The organism is Streptomyces sp. URMC 127 (assembly GCF_051386535.1).
Classification (GTDB): Bacteria; Actinomycetota; Actinomycetes; order Streptomycetales; family Streptomycetaceae; genus Streptomyces.
Genome location: NZ_JBPQTW010000023.1, coordinates 1 through 16,409, shown reverse-complemented (window position 1 = coordinate 16,409; position 16,409 = coordinate 1). Strand labels below are relative to the sequence as shown.

At 72.0% G+C, this 16,409-nt stretch carries 17 protein-coding genes; 11 read left to right on the top strand and 6 right to left on the bottom strand.

Annotation, left to right across the window (positions count from 1 at the left end):
- Nucleotides 1-13 precede the first annotated feature (13 nt).
- Nucleotides 14-1,060, top strand: a complete 1,047-nt coding sequence (locus tag ACSNOH_RS08310) for an amidohydrolase (RefSeq protein WP_436720570.1) — start codon at nt 14-16, stop codon at nt 1,058-1,060.
- Nucleotides 1,061-1,128: 68 nt separating this feature from the next.
- On the opposite strand, the gene ACSNOH_RS08305 is transcribed toward ACSNOH_RS08310, so the two are convergent.
- The 3 genes from ACSNOH_RS08305 to ACSNOH_RS08295 all read right to left on the bottom strand — a co-directional run bounded on the left by ACSNOH_RS08305 (nt 1,129) and on the right by ACSNOH_RS08295 (nt 4,077).
- On the bottom strand, nt 1,129-2,124 hold the full coding sequence (locus ACSNOH_RS08305) for a COX15/CtaA family protein (protein ID WP_436720569.1): 996 nt from the start codon (nt 2,122-2,124) through the stop codon (nt 1,129-1,131).
- Between the two features lie 193 nt (nt 2,125-2,317).
- On the bottom strand, nt 2,318-3,052 hold the full coding sequence (locus tag ACSNOH_RS08300; RefSeq protein WP_436720600.1) for an ABC transporter permease: 735 nt from the start codon (nt 3,050-3,052) through the stop codon (nt 2,318-2,320).
- A gap of 65 nt (nt 3,053-3,117) precedes the next feature.
- Nucleotides 3,118-4,077: an ABC transporter ATP-binding protein gene (locus tag ACSNOH_RS08295; protein WP_436720568.1), complete on the bottom strand. Its 960-nt coding sequence runs from the start codon at nt 4,075-4,077 to the stop codon at nt 3,118-3,120.
- 229 nt (nt 4,078-4,306) lie between these two features.
- On the opposite strand from ACSNOH_RS08295, the gene ACSNOH_RS08290 reads away from it, so the two are divergent.
- The 8 genes from ACSNOH_RS08290 (at nt 4,307) to ACSNOH_RS08255 (ending at nt 10,949) form a co-directional block, all read left to right on the top strand.
- Nucleotides 4,307-5,092, top strand: a complete 786-nt coding sequence (locus ACSNOH_RS08290; RefSeq protein ID WP_436720567.1) for a helix-turn-helix transcriptional regulator — start codon at nt 4,307-4,309, stop codon at nt 5,090-5,092.
- The gene (gene sufB, locus ACSNOH_RS08285) at nt 5,089-6,510 is read left to right on the top strand and encodes a Fe-S cluster assembly protein SufB (protein WP_436720566.1); all 1,422 of its coding nucleotides are present in this window, start codon (nt 5,089-5,091) and stop codon (nt 6,508-6,510) included. The genes ACSNOH_RS08290 and sufB overlap by 4 nt, the downstream gene beginning before the upstream one ends.
- Nucleotides 6,511-6,603: 93 nt before the next feature.
- Nucleotides 6,604-7,785 carry a Fe-S cluster assembly protein SufD gene (gene sufD, locus ACSNOH_RS08280; RefSeq protein WP_436720565.1) on the top strand — a complete coding sequence of 394 codons (1,182 nt, stop codon included), beginning with the start codon at nt 6,604-6,606 and terminating at the stop codon, nt 7,783-7,785.
- On the top strand, nt 7,782-8,108 hold the full coding sequence (locus ACSNOH_RS08275) for a non-heme iron oxygenase ferredoxin subunit (RefSeq protein ID WP_436720564.1): 327 nt from the start codon (nt 7,782-7,784) through the stop codon (nt 8,106-8,108). Before sufD ends, ACSNOH_RS08275 begins: the two co-directional genes overlap by 4 nt.
- Before the next feature lie 7 nt (nt 8,109-8,115).
- A complete protein-coding gene (gene sufC / locus ACSNOH_RS08270; RefSeq protein WP_436720563.1) occupies nt 8,116-8,883 on the top strand; it encodes a Fe-S cluster assembly ATPase SufC in 768 nt (255 codons plus the stop codon).
- Nucleotides 8,880-10,136 (top strand): cysteine desulfurase, encoded by a 1,257-nt coding sequence (locus ACSNOH_RS08265; RefSeq protein ID WP_436720562.1) that lies wholly within the window; start codon nt 8,880-8,882, stop codon nt 10,134-10,136. The genes sufC and ACSNOH_RS08265 overlap by 4 nt, the downstream gene beginning before the upstream one ends.
- Nucleotides 10,137-10,149: 13 nt before the next feature.
- Nucleotides 10,150-10,614, top strand: a complete 465-nt coding sequence (sufU, locus tag ACSNOH_RS08260) for a Fe-S cluster assembly sulfur transfer protein SufU (RefSeq protein ID WP_436720561.1) — start codon at nt 10,150-10,152, stop codon at nt 10,612-10,614.
- Nucleotides 10,611-10,949 (top strand): metal-sulfur cluster assembly factor, encoded by a 339-nt coding sequence (locus ACSNOH_RS08255; protein WP_058044949.1) that lies wholly within the window; start codon nt 10,611-10,613, stop codon nt 10,947-10,949. Before sufU ends, ACSNOH_RS08255 begins: the two co-directional genes overlap by 4 nt.
- Nucleotides 10,950-11,025: 76 nt before the next feature.
- Here the strand turns inward: ACSNOH_RS08255 and ACSNOH_RS08250 are convergent, their stop codons facing one another.
- Complete coding sequence (locus tag ACSNOH_RS08250; RefSeq protein ID WP_436720559.1) at nt 11,026-12,039, bottom strand: agmatine deiminase family protein; 1,014 nt, start codon at nt 12,037-12,039, stop codon at nt 11,026-11,028.
- A 39-nt stretch (nt 12,040-12,078) separates the two neighbouring features.
- Between ACSNOH_RS08250 and ACSNOH_RS08245 the strand changes: the two genes are divergently transcribed.
- The gene (locus ACSNOH_RS08245) at nt 12,079-12,444 is read left to right on the top strand and encodes a VOC family protein (RefSeq protein WP_436720558.1); all 366 of its coding nucleotides are present in this window, start codon (nt 12,079-12,081) and stop codon (nt 12,442-12,444) included.
- Nucleotides 12,445-12,528: 84 nt separating this feature from the next.
- On the top strand, nt 12,529-13,518 hold the full coding sequence (gene dapD, locus ACSNOH_RS08240; protein WP_436720557.1) for a 2,3,4,5-tetrahydropyridine-2,6-dicarboxylate N-succinyltransferase: 990 nt from the start codon (nt 12,529-12,531) through the stop codon (nt 13,516-13,518).
- A 99-nt stretch (nt 13,519-13,617) separates the two neighbouring features.
- On the opposite strand, the gene dapA is transcribed toward dapD, so the two are convergent.
- Both dapA and ACSNOH_RS08230 read right to left on the bottom strand, forming a co-directional pair.
- Complete coding sequence (gene dapA / locus ACSNOH_RS08235) at nt 13,618-14,511, bottom strand: 4-hydroxy-tetrahydrodipicolinate synthase (protein WP_436720556.1); 894 nt, start codon at nt 14,509-14,511, stop codon at nt 13,618-13,620.
- A 70-nt stretch (nt 14,512-14,581) separates the two neighbouring features.
- The gene (locus ACSNOH_RS08230) at nt 14,582-16,393 is read right to left on the bottom strand and encodes an endonuclease/exonuclease/phosphatase family protein (protein ID WP_436720599.1); all 1,812 of its coding nucleotides are present in this window, start codon (nt 16,391-16,393) and stop codon (nt 14,582-14,584) included.
- Between the last annotated feature and the right edge of the window lie 16 nt (nt 16,394-16,409).

Here is a 16,409-nt window from a genome sequence, read left to right as displayed (position 1 = left end):
ACGAGGGGGGCGGATGGACGGCATGCCGCCGCTCGTCGACCAGCACAGCCACGGCGCGATCCAGAGCGAGCTCGGGCTCGGCGGGTTCGAGGCGCACCTGGCCGCGGCCGCCGGCGCCACGGGCCCGGCCCCGCCCGGCACGTCCTTCTTCGACAGCCGCACGGGGCTCGCGCTGCGCCGCTGGTGCCCGCCGCTCCTCGGCCTGGACCCGCACTGCTCGCCCGTCCGCTATCTGGCCCGCCGCCGCGAGCTGGGCGCCTACCGGGCCGGGCAGCTGCTGCTGCGCGGCGCCGGCATCGGCACCTTCCTGCTGGAGACGGGGGAGCACAGCGCCCTCACGTCGGCCGCCGACCTGGCGGGCGCCGCCGACGGCAGCGCGCACGAGGTCGTCCGGCTCGAACCGCTCGCGGAGCAGGTCGCCGACACCTCGGGGAGCGCGGAGTCCTTCACCGCGCACACGGCCGAAGCGCTCTACGCGGCCGCCCGCCATGCCATCGCGTTCGCCTGCAGCCTGCCCTTCTGCGACGGGAGCCCGCCGGGACTGGCCGAGGTGCGCAAGGCCGCGGGGGAGTGGCTGCGGTCGCGCCGCCCGGGCGGCCGGCTGGACGATCCCGTCCTCGCCCGCCACCTGCTGTGGAGCGCACTCGCCGCGGGCCTCCCTGTACAGCTGCACTGCTCCGACCCGCTGCGGCTGACCCGCTTCCTGCGGGCCACGGCGGGTCTGGGATGCGATCTGGTGCTGCTGCCCGATCCGTGGCACCACCGGCAGGCCGCACAGCTCGCCGGGGCCTTCCCGCACGTCTACGCGGACGCCGGGCGGCACCCCGAGGAGACGCTGCGCGAGGCGCCCTTCGGCAAGCTGCTGTTCTCCTCCGGCGCGCGCGGCCCCGCGGAGCTCTACGTGATCGCCGCCCGGTCCTTCTCGCAGGCCATGGGGCGGCTGATGAACGACTGGGTGGCCGACGGCTGGTGCCGGTGGGCGGACGCCCGCAGGATCGCCTCGCTCGTCGCCGCCGGCACCGCCCGCAGGGTCTACCGGCTGGAGGCCCCGGCCGGCTGAGCGCCTACCGGCTGGACGCCTCGGCCGGCTGAGCGCCTACCGGCTGGACGCCTCGGCCGACTGAGCGCCTACCGGCCGGATGCGCCCGCCGGCTGAGCCGGGACCGCCTCGTGCCCCTCCGCGGGGGCGGGCACGACGGCCTGCTCGCCGCGGTCGCGCAGCGACATGAAGACCCGCAGCACGGCGATCCACACCAGGCAGGAGCCGAGCATGTGCACGCCGACCACGATCTCGGGCTCGTCGTTGAAGTACTGCACATAGCCGACGACGCCCTGGGCCATCAGCACGGCGAACATCTCGGTCACCCGGCGGCGCGGCAGGGCCGGCGCGTTCACGGCCCGCAGCACGAACCACAGCGCGACGGTCAGGCCCAGCACGATGTAGACGAAGTCGACGTGCAGCTGGGAGACCTCGCGCCAGTCCAGCGGGATGCGGTGGACGTCCTTCTTGGCGTCGCCCGCGTGCCGGCCGGAGCCGGTCACCACCGTGCCGGCCAGGATCAGCAGGACGGTCGCCCCGACCAGGACCCCGCTGAGCTGCCGCACCGGGCGGGCCACCAGGTCGCGCGGCGCGTCGTCGCCCTCGGCCGACCGGTGCCACATCACCACGGCCACCGTCAGCAGCGCGGTCGCCGCGAGGAAGTGCAGGGCGACGATGTACGGGTTGAGGCCCGTCAGTACCGTGATGCCGCCGATGATGCCGTTGCTCGCGATCAGCCAGAACTGGGCCCAGCCCAGGCGCGTCAGGGGGCGGCGGCGCGGCGCCCGCGCGCGGGCCGCCACGATCGCCACGCCCACGACCGCGCAGAGCACGTACGTGAGCATGCGGTTGGTGAACTCGATGATGCCGTTGATGCCCATCTCGGGGGTGGGCGTCAGGCTGTCCTCGGTGCAGGTGGGCCACGTCGGGCAGCCGAGCCCCGACTGGGTGAGCCGGACCGCGCCGCCCGTCACCACGATGACCACGGCCATCGCCACGCAGGCGAAGGCCGCCCGCCGGACGAAGCGCGCGGAGGGCTGCCAGCGGTCGGCGACGATCTGGAGGGGGTTCAGCGTTTTCGGCACGGGCTCATCGTAAAGGGGAGCTTGTGCACGGATTCACGAGGGGTGGGCGCGGCGCGCCTGCGGGGGCTGCACCCGGGGTGCCTACGAGGGCTGCGCCCGGCGCGCCCGCGCGGCCCGCTCCCGGCGGAAGAGCCTGATCACCCGGCAGCACAGCCCGGTCATTCCCACGGCCCGCTCACTCCCATCACTCCCATCACTCCCAGCGGAAGAGCCTGGCCGCGGCACCGAGGCCGAGGACCGCCCACACGGCGAGGATGCCGAGGTCGCCCCAGGGCATGCCGGCGCCGTGCTGCAGGACGTCCCGCAGGCCGTCCGAGAGCGCCGAGACCGGCAGCAGCTCCAGCACCGTCCGCACCGCGCCGGGGAACTTCTCCATCGGCACGATCACGCCGCCGCCGACCAGCAGCAGGAGGAAGACGAGGTTCGCCGCGGCGAGCGTCACCTCGGCCTTCAGCGTGCCGGCCATCAGCAGCCCCAGCCCGGAGAACGCCGCCGTGCCCAGCACGAGCAGCAGCAGGGCCGCGAGCGGGTTGCCCTGCGGGGACCAGCCCAGCGCGAACGCGATCACCGTCAGCAGGACGACCTGCAGCACCTCGGTGACCAGCACCGAGCAGGTCTTCGCCGTCATCAGCGCCCAGCGCGGCAGGGGCGAGGCGCCCAGCCGCTTCAGGACGCCGTAGCGGCGCTCGAAGCCGGTCGCGATGGCCTGGCCGGTGAACGCCGTGGACATCACCGCCAGCGCCAGCACTCCCGGGGCGAGGAAGTCGACGGCCTTGCCCTCGCCGCCGGCTGTTTCCGTAGGCACAGCGACGATGTCGACGGCGCTGAAGAGAACGAGCAGCAGCGTGGGGATGACGACGGTCAGCAGCAGCTGCTCGCCGTTGCGCAGCAGCATGCGGGTCTCCAGCGCGGCCTGCGCGCGGATCATCCGGGACAGGGGGGCGGCACCGGGCCGCGGGGCGAAGGTCTCGGCGCCCGTCGAGGTCAGGTCACTCACGCCCGCAGCTCCTTACCGGTCAGCTCAAGAAAGACGTCCTCCAGCGTGTGCCGCTCGACCGCGATGCGGTCCGGCATGACGCCGTTCTGCGCGCACCACGTGGTCACCGTGGCGAGCAGCTGCGGGTCGATGCGGCCGCCCACGCGGTACGTGCCCGGTGTCGGCTCCGCCGCCGTCGTCTCGGCGGGCAGGGCCTTCAGCAGCGAGCCGAGGTCCAGGCCGGGCCGGCCGCTGAAGCGCAGCGTGTTCTCCGCGCCGCCCCGGCACAGTTCCTCGGGGCTGCCCTGGGCGATGACCCGGCCGCTGTCGATGATGGCGACGTCGTCGGCCAGGGCCTCGGCCTCGTCCATGTAGTGCGTGGTGAGGACGACGGTGACGCCGTCGGAGCGCAGCTCGCGCACCAGGTCCCAGGTGGCGTGCCGGGCCTGCGGGTCGAGGCCGGCCGTCGGCTCGTCCAGGAAGACCAGCTCGGGGCGGCCGACGACGGCCATGGCGAGCGCGAGGCGCTGCTGCTGGCCGCCGGAGAGCCGGCGGTAGGGCGTGCGGCCGCAGCCGCCCAGGCCGAGCCGCTCTATAAGGGAGGGCACGTCCAGGGGGTGGGCGTGCAGGGCGGCGACGTGGCGCAGCATCTCCTCCGCGCGCGCCCCCGCGTACACCCCTCCGCTCTGCAGCATGACGCCCACGCGGGGGCGCAGGGCCGCGGCGTCGGCGACGGGGTCGAGCCCGAGGACGCGGACGGTGCCCGCGTCGGGGCGGCGGTAGCCCTCGCAGGTCTCGATCGTGGTGGTCTTGCCGGCTCCGTTGGGGCCGAGGACCGCGGTGAGGCCGCCGCGGGCGACGGACAGGTCGAGCCCGTCCACCGCGGTCCTGGGCCCGTACCGCTTCACCAGCCCGCGGACCTCGACCGCGGGCCCGTCCGGGGCCTCGGGGGTGTCCCCCGGAAAGACGCTGCGCATGGCGGGAAGTCTACGAAGCCGGGCGTGTCCCGGGAGGCCCCGGGGTGGAACCGGATGCGGGCGGGGACGGCTGTGGCGGGAGGGGCCGCGAGGGCTTGGCGCCGGGCTTCCGCGGTCCTCCGGGCCAAGATCGACGGGTGGCGGTTAGGTAACCCTTAGTGATGGAGGACACCGCCGGGCGGCCCGGCGAGGCTTGTCCGGCTCCCCGCAATTACGCAACAATGGTGTTGTGAAATACGTGCGCGAGGCTTCGCAGGGGCCCGCGGCCGGTCCGGGAGACCCGGGGGCCGCAGGGCCGCAGCAGGCTGCGCCGGGCCATGACGAGCAGCGCGGCACCCGCAATCGCGTCGCCCGCTCCATCCTCGATCACGGCCCGTCGACCGCGGCCGAGCTGGCCCTGCGCCTGCAGCTCACCCAGGCGGCCGTGCGCCGCCACCTCGACACCCTCGTCGCCGAGGGCGTCGTCGAGCCCCGCGAGAAGCGGGTCTACGGCGCCCGGGGCCGCGGCCGCCCCGCCAAGGCCTTCGCGCTGACCGACTGCGGCCGCGACGCCTTCGACCAGGCGTACGACAAGCTGGCCGGCGACGCCCTGCGCTGGATCGCGCAGGCGGCCGGCGGCGGCGAGATGGGCGAGGCCGCCGTGGCGGCCTTCGCCCGGGCCCGCATGGCGGCCCAGGCCGAGGGGTACCGCCGCGCGCTGGAGGCGGCCCCGCCCGAGTCCCGCACCGAGGCCCTTGCCAGGGCATTGACCGCGGACGGGTACGCTGCTACGGCGCGTAGCGCGCCGGTCGGCGAACAGCTTTGCCAGCACCACTGCCCGGTCGCCCATGTCGCCGAGCAGTTCCCGCAGCTGTGCGAGGCGGAGACCGAGGTCTTCTCCCGCCTGCTCGGGACACATGTGCAGCGTCTTGCCACCATCGCCCACGGCGACGGGGTGTGCACGACGTTCATCCCGAAGAGCAAGACCAAGACCACCACAGCATCCGCCAGCACGGCCGGGAGGAACCCCGCATGACTCTCCCCACGGAGACTGCCCACCCTGAGCTCGAAGGCCTGGGCACGTACGAATACGGCTGGGCCGACTCCGACGAGGCCGGTGCCGCGGCGAAGCGCGGTCTCTCCGAGGAGGTCGTCCGCGACATCTCGGCGAAGAAGTCCGAGCCGGAGTGGATGCTCAAGCTGCGCCTGAAGGGCCTGAAGCTCTTCGACAAGAAGCCCATGCCGACCTGGGGCTCCGACCTCACCGGCATCGACTTCGACAACATCAAGTACTTCGTCCGCTCCACCGAGAAGCAGGCGGCCACCTGGGAGGACCTCCCCCAGGACATCAAGAACACCTACGACAAGCTGGGCATCCCCGAGGCCGAGAAGCAGCGCCTGGTCGCCGGTGTCGCCGCGCAGTACGAGTCGGAGGTCGTCTACCACCAGATCCGCGAGGACCTGGAGGCCCAGGGCGTCATCTTCCTGGACACCGACACGGCCCTGAAGGAGCACCCGGAGCTCTTCCAGGAGTACTTCGGCACGGTCATCCCCGTCGGTGACAACAAGTTCGCGTCGCTGAACACCGCCGTGTGGTCCGGCGGCTCCTTCATCTACGTGCCGAAGGGTGTCCACGTCGACATCCCGCTGCAGGCCTACTTCCGTATCAACACGGAGAACATGGGCCAGTTCGAGCGGACGCTGATCATCGTCGACGAGGACGCCTACGTCCACTACGTCGAGGGCTGCACCGCCCCGATCTACTCCTCGGACTCGCTGCACAGCGCCGTCGTGGAGATCATCGTCAAGAAGGGCGGCCGCTGCCGCTACACGACCATCCAGAACTGGTCGAACAACGTCTACAACCTGGTCACCAAGCGCGCCGTGGCCTACGAGGGCGCGACCATGGAGTGGGTCGACGGCAACATCGGCTCCAAGGTGACGATGAAGTACCCCGCCGTCTACCTGATGGGCGAGCACGCCAAGGGCGAGACGCTGTCGATCGCGTTCTCCGGCCAGGGCCAGCACCAGGACGCCGGCGCGAAGATGGTCCACATGGCGCCGAACACCTCCTCCAACATCGTCTCCAAGTCGGTGGCGCGCGGCGGCGGCCGCACCTCCTACCGCGGCCTGATCGAGATCGGCGAGGGCGCCCACGGCTCCAAGTCGAACGTGCTCTGCGACGCCCTGCTGGTGGACACGATCTCCCGGTCGGACACCTACCCCTACGTCGACGTCCGCGAGGACGACGTCTCCATGGGCCACGAGGCGACCGTCTCCAAGGTCAGCGACGACCAGCTCTTCTACCTGATGAGCCGCGGTCTGTCCGAGGACGAGGCGATGGCCATGATCGTGCGCGGCTTCGTCGAGCCGATCGCCCGCGAGCTCCCCATGGAGTACGCGCTGGAGCTCAACCGGCTGATCGAGCTGCAGATGGAAGGCGCCGTCGGCTGACCCTTCCCCGGCCCCCGAGGCAGGGGAGGGGCACGGACGCCCCCGACCGCAGCAGCGAACCCTTTGTGACAGGAAGAGAGCACGACGACAGCCATGGCTGACAACACCCCCGCCGGCAGCACGACCGACGGCGCCATCCAGGTGGGCGGGCCCCAGCAGCCCATCGACGCGCGCGTGAGCGCACCCGCCTCGTACGACGTCGCGGACTTCCCCGTGCCGCACGGCCGCGAGGAGGAGTGGCGGTTCACGCCGCTGGAGCGCCTGCGCGGCCTTCACGACGGCACCGCCGTGGCGAACGGCGGCGGCGTCAAGGTCGAGGTGAGCGCCCCCGCGGGCGTCACCGTCGAGACCGTCGGCCGCGACGACGCCCGCCTCGGCCGGGCCGGCAAGCCCGTCGACCGCGTCGCCGCCCAGGCCTACACCTCCTTCGAGAAGGCCTCGGTCGTCTCGATCCCCAAGGACACGGTCCTCACCGAGCCCGTCACCGTCTCGGTGCACGGCGAGGGCGGCGTGGCCTTCGGCCACCAGGTGATCGAGATCGGCGCCTTCGCCGAGGCCGTCGTCGTCCTCGACCACACCGGCGACACCACGCTCGCCGCCAACGTCGAATTCCTCGTCGGCGACGGCGCCAAGCTCACCGTCGTCTCCGTCCAGGACTGGGACGCAACCGCCGTGCACGCCGCCCAGCACACCGCGCTGGTCGGCCGCGACGCCTCCTTCAAGTCCGTCATCGTCACCTTCGGCGGCGACCTGGTCCGCCTCCACCCGCGGGTCGTCTACGCCGGCCCCGGCGGCGAGGCCGAGCTCTACGGCCTGTACTTCACCGACGAGGGCCAGCACCAGGAGCACCGCCTCCTCGTCGACCACGACACCCCGCACTGCCGCAGCAACGTCGCCTACAAGGGCGCCCTGCAGGGCCAGGACGCCCACGCCGTCTGGATCGGCGACGTCCTCATCCGCGCGGCGGCCGAGGGCACCGACACCTACGAGCTCAACCGCAACCTCGTCCTCACCGACGGCGCCCGCGTCGACTCCGTGCCCAACCTGGAGATCGAGACCGGCGAGATCGTCGGCGCCGGCCACGCCTCCGCGACCGGCCGCTTCGACGACGAGCAGCTGTTCTACCTGATGGCCCGCGGCATCCCGGCCGACGAGGCCCGCCGCCTGGTCGTCCGCGGCTTCTTCGCCGAGCTCGTCCAGCAGATCGGCATCCCGGAACTCGAGGAGCGCCTCATCGCCAAGATCGAGGCCGAGCTGGAGGCGTCGGTGGCATGAGCGAGACCCTTTTCGTCCGAGTGGCCGCCCTGAGCGACCTGGAGGAGGACACCCCCAAGCGGGTCGAGGTCGACGGCGTCCCCGTCTCCCTCGTCCGCACCGAGGGAGAGGTCTTCGCCATCAACGACATCTGCTCCCACGCGAACGTCTCGCTCTCCGAGGGCGAGGTGGAGGACTGCGCCATCGAGTGCTGGCTGCACGGCTCCAGCTTCGACCTGCGCACCGGAAAGCCCTCGGGCCTGCCCGCCACGCGCCCCGTCCCCGTATACCCCGTCAAGATCGAAGGGGACGACGTGCTCGTCTCCGTCACCCAGGAGTCCTGAGTTCCCCATGGCAACGCTTGAGATCCACGACCTGCACGTCTCCGTCGAAGCCGAGAACGGCCCGCGCGAGATCCTCAAGGGCGTCGACCTGACCGTGAAGCAGGGCGAGACCCACGCCATCATGGGCCCCAACGGCTCCGGCAAGTCGACCCTGGCGTACTCGCTCGCGGGTCACCCCAAGTACACGGTCACCGGCGGCACCGTCACCCTCGACGGCGAGGACGTCCTCGCGATGTCCGTCGACGAGCGCGCCCGCGCCGGCGTCTTCCTCGCCATGCAGTACCCCGTCGAGGTGCCCGGCGTCTCGGTCTCCAACTTCCTGCGCACCTCGGCCACCGCCATCCGCGGCGAGGCCCCCAAGCTGCGCACCTGGGTGAAGGAGGTCAAGGAGGCCATGGAGCGCCTCAACATGGACCCCGCCTTCGCCGAGCGCAACGTCAACGAGGGCTTCTCCGGCGGTGAGAAGAAGCGCCACGAGATCCTCCAGCTGGAGCTCCTCAAGCCGAAGATCGCGATCCTCGACGAGACCGACTCCGGTCTGGACGTCGACGCCCTGCGCCAGGTCTCCGAGGGCGTCAACCGCGTCCGCGAGACCGGCGAGGTCGGCACCCTGCTGATCACGCACTACACGCGCATCCTGCGCTACATCAAGCCCGACTTCGTGCACGTCTTCTCCGGCGGTCGCATCGTCGAGTCCGGCGGCGCCGAGCTCGCCGACAAGCTGGAGGCGGAGGGCTACGAGTCCTACCAGACGAAGGGTGGCGTAACCGCGTGACGATACTGCCGGGCCTCCTCGACACCGAGGCGATTCGCAAGGACTTCCCGATCCTGGACCGCACGGTCCACGACGGCAAGAAGATCGTTTACCTGGACTCCGCGGCCACCTCCCAGAAGCCGCGCCAGGTGCTCGACGCGCTCAACGCGTACTACGAGCGGCACAACGCCAACGTCCACCGCGGCGTCTACACCATCGCCGAGGAGGCCACGGCGCTGTACGAGGGCGCGCGCGACAAGGTCGCCGCCTTCATCAACGCGCCCAGCCGCGACGAGGTCATCTTCACCAAGAACGCCTCCGAGTCGCTCAACCTCGTGGCCAACATGCTCGGCTGGGCCGACGAGCCCTACCGGGTCGACCACGACACCGAGATCGTCATCACGGAGATGGAGCACCACTCCAACATCGTTCCGTGGCAGCTGCTCTCGCAGCGCACCGGCGCGAAGCTGAAGTGGTTCGGCCTCACCGACGACGGCCGGCTCGACCTGTCGAACATCGACGAGATCATCACCGAGAAGACCAAGGTCGTCTCCTTCGTGCTGGTCTCCAACATCCTGGGCACGCAGAACCCCGTCGAGACCATCGTCCGCCGCGCCCAGGAGGTCGGCGCGCTCGTGGTGATCGACGCCTCCCAGGCCGCTCCGCACATGGTGCTGGACGTCCAGGCCCTCCAAGCCGACTTCGTGGCCTTCACCGGCCACAAGATGTGCGGCCCGACGGGCATCGGCGTCCTGTGGGGCCGCCAGGAGCTGCTGGAGGACCTCCCGCCGTTCCTCGGCGGCGGCGAGATGATCGAGACCGTCTCGATGCACTCCTCCACCTACGCCCCCGCGCCGCACAAGTTCGAGGCCGGCACGCCCCCGATCGCGCAGGCCGTGGGCCTGGGCGCCGCGGTGGACTACCTCTCCTCGATCGGCATGGAGAACATCGCCCGGCACGAGCACGCGATCACGCAGTACGCCGTGACCCGCCTGCAGGAGGTCCCGGACCTGCGGATCATCGGCCCGGCCACGGCCGAGGACCGCGGGGCCACGATCTCCTTCACGCTCGGCGACATCCACCCGCACGACGTGGGCCAGGTCCTCGACGAGCAGGGCATCGCCGTCCGCGTCGGCCACCACTGCGCGCGGCCGGTCTGCCTGCGGTACGGAATTCCCGCGACCACGCGAGCGTCGTTCTATCTGTACTCCACCCCCGGCGAGGTCGACGCCCTGGTCGCGGGCCTGGAGCACGTCCGGAACTTCTTCGGGTAGAGCTGAGGACCTCGTGAAGCTTGATTCGATGTACCAGGACGTCATCCTGGACCACTACAAGCACCCGCACGGGCGGGGCTTGCGGGCCGGCGACGCCGAGGTGCACCACGTCAACCCGACCTGCGGCGACGAGATCACGCTGCGGGTGCGCATGTCCGGCGACACCATCGAGGACGTCTCGTACGAGGGCCAGGGCTGCTCCATCAGCCAGGCCAGCGCCTCCGTCCTCAACGAGCTGCTCGTCGGCAAGGAGCTGGAGCAGGCGCAGAAGATCCAGGAGACCTTCCTGGAGCTGATGCAGTCCAAGGGCCGCATCGAGCCGGACGACGCGATGGAGGAGGTGCTGGAGGACGCGGTCGCGTTCGCCGGCGTCTCCAAGTACCCGGCGCGCGTGAAGTGTGCTCTGCTGAGCTGGATGGCGTGGAAGGACGCGACTGCCCAGGCCATGGGTGAAGCCGCTGAAAGGAAGACCGCATGAGCGACAACGCAGAGGTGACCACCAAGCCGGCCACCGAGGAAGAGGTCCGCGAGGCCCTCTACGACGTGGTCGACCCCGAGCTGGGCATCGACGTCGTCAACCTCGGCCTGATCTACGGCATCCACATCGACGACGCCAACATCGCCACCCTCGACATGACCCTGACGTCCGCGGCCTGCCCGCTGACCGACGTCATCGAGGACCAGGCGAAGTCCGCCACCGAAGGCATCGTCAACGAGCTCCGGATCAACTGGGTCTGGATGCCGCCGTGGGGTCCCGACAAGATCACCGACGAGGGCCGCGAGCAGCTCCGCGCGCTCGGCTTCAACGTCTGACACGTCTGACACTGCTGCACCGTAGAGGCCCCCGGCATGACGCCGGGGGCCTCTACGCGTCACCGGCGTCGGTTCGTCACCGCGTCCGCGCGGCGGGCTGCTGTTGCGTTGCGCAGTGGATGCCGCCGCCGCCCTCGGCGAGGGTGGGGATGTCCACGGGGCGGATCTCGCGGCCGGGGTACAGGTCACGCAGGGTCGACACCGCGCGGTCGTCGGCGCGGCGGTCGCCGAAGCGGGGGAGGAGCACGGCGCCGTTCGCGACGTAGTAGTTGGCGTACGAACCGAGGAAGTCCTCGCCGCGGGGGCCGAGTGCGGCGGGGTCCGGCTCGGGGAGCTCGACCGTCTCCAGGGCGCGGCCGCGGGCGTCGGTGGACGCGGAGAGGACCGCGCGGGCCTGTTCGTACACCCGGGTCCAGACGTCGGGGCGGGCGCCCTCGGGCGGGCTGCTGAGGACGACCGTGCCGGGGGCGGCGAAGCGGGCCAGGGCGTCGACGTGGCAGTCGGTGACGTCCTCGCCGCGGACGCCCTCCAGCCAGATGACCTTGCGAGCGCCGAGCAGGTCCATGAGCGCGCGTTCGATCTCGTCGCGGGTCCGGCCCGGGTTGCGGTTGTCGTTCACCAGCGAGCTCTCGGTGACCAGCAGCGTGCCCTCGCCGTCGGACTCCAGCGAGCCGCCCTCGGCGACGACCGGGGCCTCGATACGGGGCACCCCAAGGGCCTCCAGCACCCGGCGCGCGACCAAGCCGTCCCGGGAGTGCTGCTGCTTGCCGCCCCACCCGTTGAAGCCGAAGTCGATCCCGGCCGCGGTGCCGTCCGGCCCGGTGACGAAGACGGGGCCGGAGTCCCGCAGCCACAGGTCGTCGACGGGCACCTCCGCGATCTCCACGCCCCCGCCGCAGGCCTTCCGCGCCGCTCCGGCGTCCTCCGGGCCGGCGAGCAGCACCAGCGGCTCGTACTCCGCGATCACCCGGGCGACGGCGGCGACGTCCTCGCGGACCGCGGCGGTGTACGGGCCCCAGACGGGACCGGCCGGCGGCCAGCCCATGAAGGTCCGCACGTGGGGCTGCGTTTCCGCGGGCATCTGATGCATTGCCGGGACTCCTCGGAGCTGCTCGGACAGAGTGTGGCCATGGCTTCTTCGCTCTACACCCTCGTCATCGACGCACACGACCTCCGCGCGCAGGCGCGGTTCTGGTGCGGGGTCCTCGACTGGAAGGTGCTCTACGAGGATGACGCGGAAATCGTCATCGGCGTTGACGAGTCCGCGACCCCGGGCATCACCTTCGTGCCCGTGACGGAGGGCAAGACCCTCAAGAACCGGCTGCACATCGACCTCAACCCCGACGACCTCGACGCCGAGGTCGCGCGCATCACCGCACTCGGCGCCCGCCCGGCGGACGTGGGGCAGGGCCCGGACGTCTCCTGGCGCGTTCTCGCCGATCCGGAGGGGAACGAGTTCTGCGTGCTGAGCCCGAAGCGGTCCCTCGTGGCCTAGACGCCCTGGCCGGCCGGCGCGGGGTCAAGGCCGTCGGGGTCACCGGTTCGCCTTGAGGGGGCCCGGGCGGTTAGGTTTTCGAGCATGACCGATGCTGTTGCCCCCCGTACCACCGGCGCCGTCGCCGCCGGCCTCGCCACGATCACCCCGGACGGGACCGTCCTCGACACCTGGTTCCCCGCCCCGGAGCTCACCGAGGACGCCGGCCCGGCCGGCACCGAGCGGCTGAGCGCCGAGCGCGCCGCGGAGCTGCTCGGCGAGAACGCCCTCAAGGCCGCCGGCCCGGACCCGCGCCGGGGCGTCGAGGTCGTGGCCGTCCGTACGGTCATCGCCTCGCTGGACGACAAGCCGCTCGACGCCCACGACGCCTACCTGCGCCTGCACCTGCTCTCGCACCGCCTGGTGAAGCCGCACGGCCTGAGCCTGGACGGCGTCTTCGGCCTGCTCGCCAACGTCGCCTGGACCTCCCTCGGCCCCGTCGCCGTCGACCAGGTCGAGACGGTGCGCCTGAACGCCCGCGCCGAGGGCCTGCACCTGCAGGTGACCAGCATCGACAAGTTCCCCCGGATGACGGACTACGTCGCCCCGTCCGGCGTGCGCATCGCCGACGCCGACCGCGTCCGCCTGGGCGCCCACCTGGCCGCCGGCACCACCGTCATGCACGAGGGCTTCGTCAACTTCAACGCCGGCACGCTGGGCACCTCCATGGTCGAGGGCCGCATCAGCGCGGGCGTCGTCGTGGGCGACGGCTCCGACATCGGCGGCGGCGCCTCCACCATGGGCACCCTCTCCGGCGGCGGCAAGCAGATCATCTCCATCGGCGAGCGCTGCCTGCTGGGCGCCGAGTCGGGCATCGGCATCGCCCTCGGCGACGAGTGCGTGGTCGAGGCCGGCCTCTACGTGACCGCGGGCACCCGCGTCACCCTGCCGGACGGCCAGGTCGTCAAGGCGCTGGAGCTCTCCGGCGCCGACAACATCCTCTTCCGCCGCAACTCCACCACCGGCGCGGTCGAGGCCCGCCCGTACAAGAGCAGCTGGGGCGGTCTGAACGAGATCCTGCACAGCCACAACTGAGCAGGGCGGCGCGGACGCGGCGGAGCGGCCGCACCCCGGAGCAGGGGTGCGGCCGCTCCCGCGTTTCCTCAGGCTGTTTCCTCAGGCTCTCGCGTTTCCTCAGAGCGCCTTGTACGCCTGCAGCAGCGCTTCCGTGCGCTCCGCGGACGCCGCCCGCAGCGGTGCCCGCACCGGCCCGCCGGGCAGGCCGAGCGCGCCCAGCAGCGCCTTCGCCGTCACCGTGCCGGGCAGGCCCGAGGCCATCATCAGCTCCACCAGGGGCAGCAGCCGCGCGTGCAGCCGGGCCGCCTCCGCGCCGTCGCCGCGGTCGTACGCGTCGAGGACCGCCGCCAGCGCCCCGCCCGCGACGTTCGCGACGGTGCTGACGTAGCCGACGGCCCCCACCGAGCGCAGCGGAAGGTTCAGCTCCTCGCTGCCCGAGTAGTAGGCGAGGTCCGTCTCGGCGATGACCTTCGAGCTGCCCAGCAGGTCGTAGGCGCAGTCCTTGACGCCCGCGATGCGCGGGTGCTCCGCGAGCCGCAGCATGGTGGCGGGCTCGATGCGGGTGGCCGTGCGGCCGGGGATGTCGTAGAGCATCACCGGCAGCCCGGTCGCGCCGGCCACGGTCAGGAAGTGCTCGGCGATGTCCTCCTGCGGCGGCCGGCTGTAGTACGGGGTCACCACCAGCACCCCGTGCGCCCCCGCCGCCTCGGCGGCCCGGGCCAGCTCGACGGTGTGCCGGGTGCTGGCCGAACCGACGCCGGCGGTGATCCGCGCCCGGTCGCCGACGGCCTCCGCCACGGCGCGGACGAGCGCGCTCTTCTCCGCGTCGCTGGTGGTCGGCGACTCGCCGGTGGTGCCGCTGAGGATGAGCCCGTCGCAGCCGCCCTCTCCCACGAGGTGGTCGGCGAGGGCCTGCGCTCCGTCGAGGTCGAGCTCTCCGTCCGGGGTGAAGGGAGTGACCATCGCGCAGACGGTACGGCCGAAGGGGCTGGCGGGAGGGTTGATCGTCATGGCTGCGATTCTCAGCCCCGCCGACCGTACAGGTCTATTTAATTGTTCTCGCGTTCACCGCTAAGCAGTGCTACGGCTTCCAGCGCAGCACCTGCGGGTCGTGGTCGCTCGCCTGGTCGGCGAACTCCGCGTTGACGTGGACGATGTCGTAGTCCACGCGGCGGATATGAGGGCTGGTCAGGATGTGGTCGAGGACCTGGGAGTTGCCCTGGTAGACGTAGCCGTAGCGCTGGGCGCGCGGCAGCCGGTCGACCTGGTCGGTGAGGACCTTGCCCGCGGTGAGGGCCTTCAGCGCGGGCGAGAACTGGTAGTCGTTCAGGTCGCCCGCGACGATGACGTTCGCGTTCCGGTCCGCCGCCAGCAGCTGCTTGACGAACGCGTTCACGAGCTTTGCCTGCTGGGTGCGCTGCACCTCGGAGGAGCGGGCCGGCGGCTGGAAGCGGCTGTCGACGCCCTGGTCGCCGCCCTTGGAGTTGAAGTGGTTCGCGACGACGAAGACCCGCTGCCCCCGGAAGGTGAACTGCCCCGCGAGCGGCTTGCGGCTGTTCGCCCACGCGGCGTCGCCCGGCGCGACCCGGCCGGGGGAGACGGACAGCGCGGCCTTGCCGCCCTCGCGGACGGCCTTCACGGCGGTGGTGGAGTCACCGCCGGGCTTGTCGGTGAAGGACACCCGGGCGGGGTTGAAGAGGAACGCGGTACGGATGTTGCCGCCCGGCTGGCCGCCGTCCTGGCCGTTGACGGGGTTGATCTGCCGCCACTCGTAGGCCGGGCCGCCCGCCGCCTTGATGGCGTCGGTGAGCTTCTTCAGCGTCTGGCCCGCCTCCACCACGCCGTTGTCGGTCGTGCCGTTGTCGTCCTGGACCTCCTCCAGGGCGACGATGTCGGGCGAGGCGAGGTTGGTGACCAGCGCGGCCGCCAGCCGGTCGAACTTCGCCTGCGGCGTCCTGGGCGAGAGGTTCTCGACGTTGTACGTGGCGACCGCCAGCTCGTCGGCGCGCTGCTTGCGCGTGGTCTCGCGCTTCAGACCCCGGTCGGTGAGCTTGCCGAGCTCGGTGGCCTGCAGGGTGTAGCCGCCGAAGTTGTCGTAGTCCAGCGGGCCCGCGGTGGTGCCGGACAGCTCGTCGCCGACGTTGGCGACGGGGAAGGGGCGCTCGGCGAACGGGATCAGCGAGGCGACCTTGACGCGGCCGGCGTTCGGGTCGCGGTAGGCGCCGTAGAGCGTGCCGCCGCGGCCCGTGCGGTTGTGGCGGGGCTCGGCCGTGACCCACAGCTCCTTGTGCGTGCTGGTCGCGCCGACGACGGGGGCGTTCTGCACGGAGACGCGCATGCCCTCCAGCGACTCGAAGCGGTCCAGGGCGTACGTGCCCGGGCGCAGTGTCAGCTTCTCGATCGAGCCGCCGTGCGCGTCGGGTGCGTAGCGGTCGGGAAGCTGCGACGGGTTCAGCCGGACGGGTGCCGGGAGGGCGTTGCCCGAGGACTGCACGTGCCACGCGGCCTTGGTGAGCTGCGTGACCGACTGCAGGCCGGCCGCCTCGCCGCCCGGGTAGTACTCGGTGACGGTGCCGGAGACGGTCACGGCGTCGCCCACGGCCACGGCCGGGGTGGTGGAGCCGGTGAAGACGAAGATGCCCTCGCTCGTGGCGTCGTTGCGGTCCGGGTGCGGGTCCTGCAGCCAGAAGCCGCGGGCCGAGCCGAAGGCGCGGACGGCGGTGACGACGCCCGGCACGTCCGCCACCTGCCGCCCGGCGAGCGGGGACACGCGGGTCGTGCCCTGGATGTCGTGGATCCGCAGGCCCTCGGCGCTCGCCGCCTCCGGGGCGGCGAGCAGCCCGGCCGCGAGCGCGGCGGCGAGGAGGGAGCCGAGGGCCGCGGGTCTGCGCAGGGCGGCGCGGCGGGAG

Coding starts and splice junctions, on each gene's coding strand:
- ACSNOH_RS08310 (WP_436720570.1), top strand. CDS start 14: ATGGACGGCATGCCGCCGCTCGTCGACCAGCACAGCCACGGCGCGATC.
- ACSNOH_RS08300 (WP_436720600.1), bottom strand. CDS start 3,052: ATGATCCGCGCGCAGGCCGCGCTGGAGACCCGCATGCTGCTGCGCAAC.
- ACSNOH_RS08295 (WP_436720568.1), bottom strand. CDS start 4,077: ATGCGCAGCGTCTTTCCGGGGGACACCCCCGAGGCCCCGGACGGGCCC.
- sufB (WP_436720566.1), top strand. CDS start 5,089: ATGACTCTCCCCACGGAGACTGCCCACCCTGAGCTCGAAGGCCTGGGC.
- sufD (WP_436720565.1), top strand. CDS start 6,604: ATGGCTGACAACACCCCCGCCGGCAGCACGACCGACGGCGCCATCCAG.
- ACSNOH_RS08275 (WP_436720564.1), top strand. CDS start 7,782: ATGAGCGAGACCCTTTTCGTCCGAGTGGCCGCCCTGAGCGACCTGGAG.
- sufC (WP_436720563.1), top strand. CDS start 8,116: ATGGCAACGCTTGAGATCCACGACCTGCACGTCTCCGTCGAAGCCGAG.
- ACSNOH_RS08255 (WP_058044949.1), top strand. CDS start 10,611: ATGAGCGACAACGCAGAGGTGACCACCAAGCCGGCCACCGAGGAAGAG.
- ACSNOH_RS08250 (WP_436720559.1), bottom strand. CDS start 12,039: ATGCATCAGATGCCCGCGGAAACGCAGCCCCACGTGCGGACCTTCATG.
- ACSNOH_RS08245 (WP_436720558.1), top strand. CDS start 12,079: ATGGCTTCTTCGCTCTACACCCTCGTCATCGACGCACACGACCTCCGC.
- dapD (WP_436720557.1), top strand. CDS start 12,529: ATGACCGATGCTGTTGCCCCCCGTACCACCGGCGCCGTCGCCGCCGGC.
- dapA (WP_436720556.1), bottom strand. CDS start 14,511: ATGACGATCAACCCTCCCGCCAGCCCCTTCGGCCGTACCGTCTGCGCG.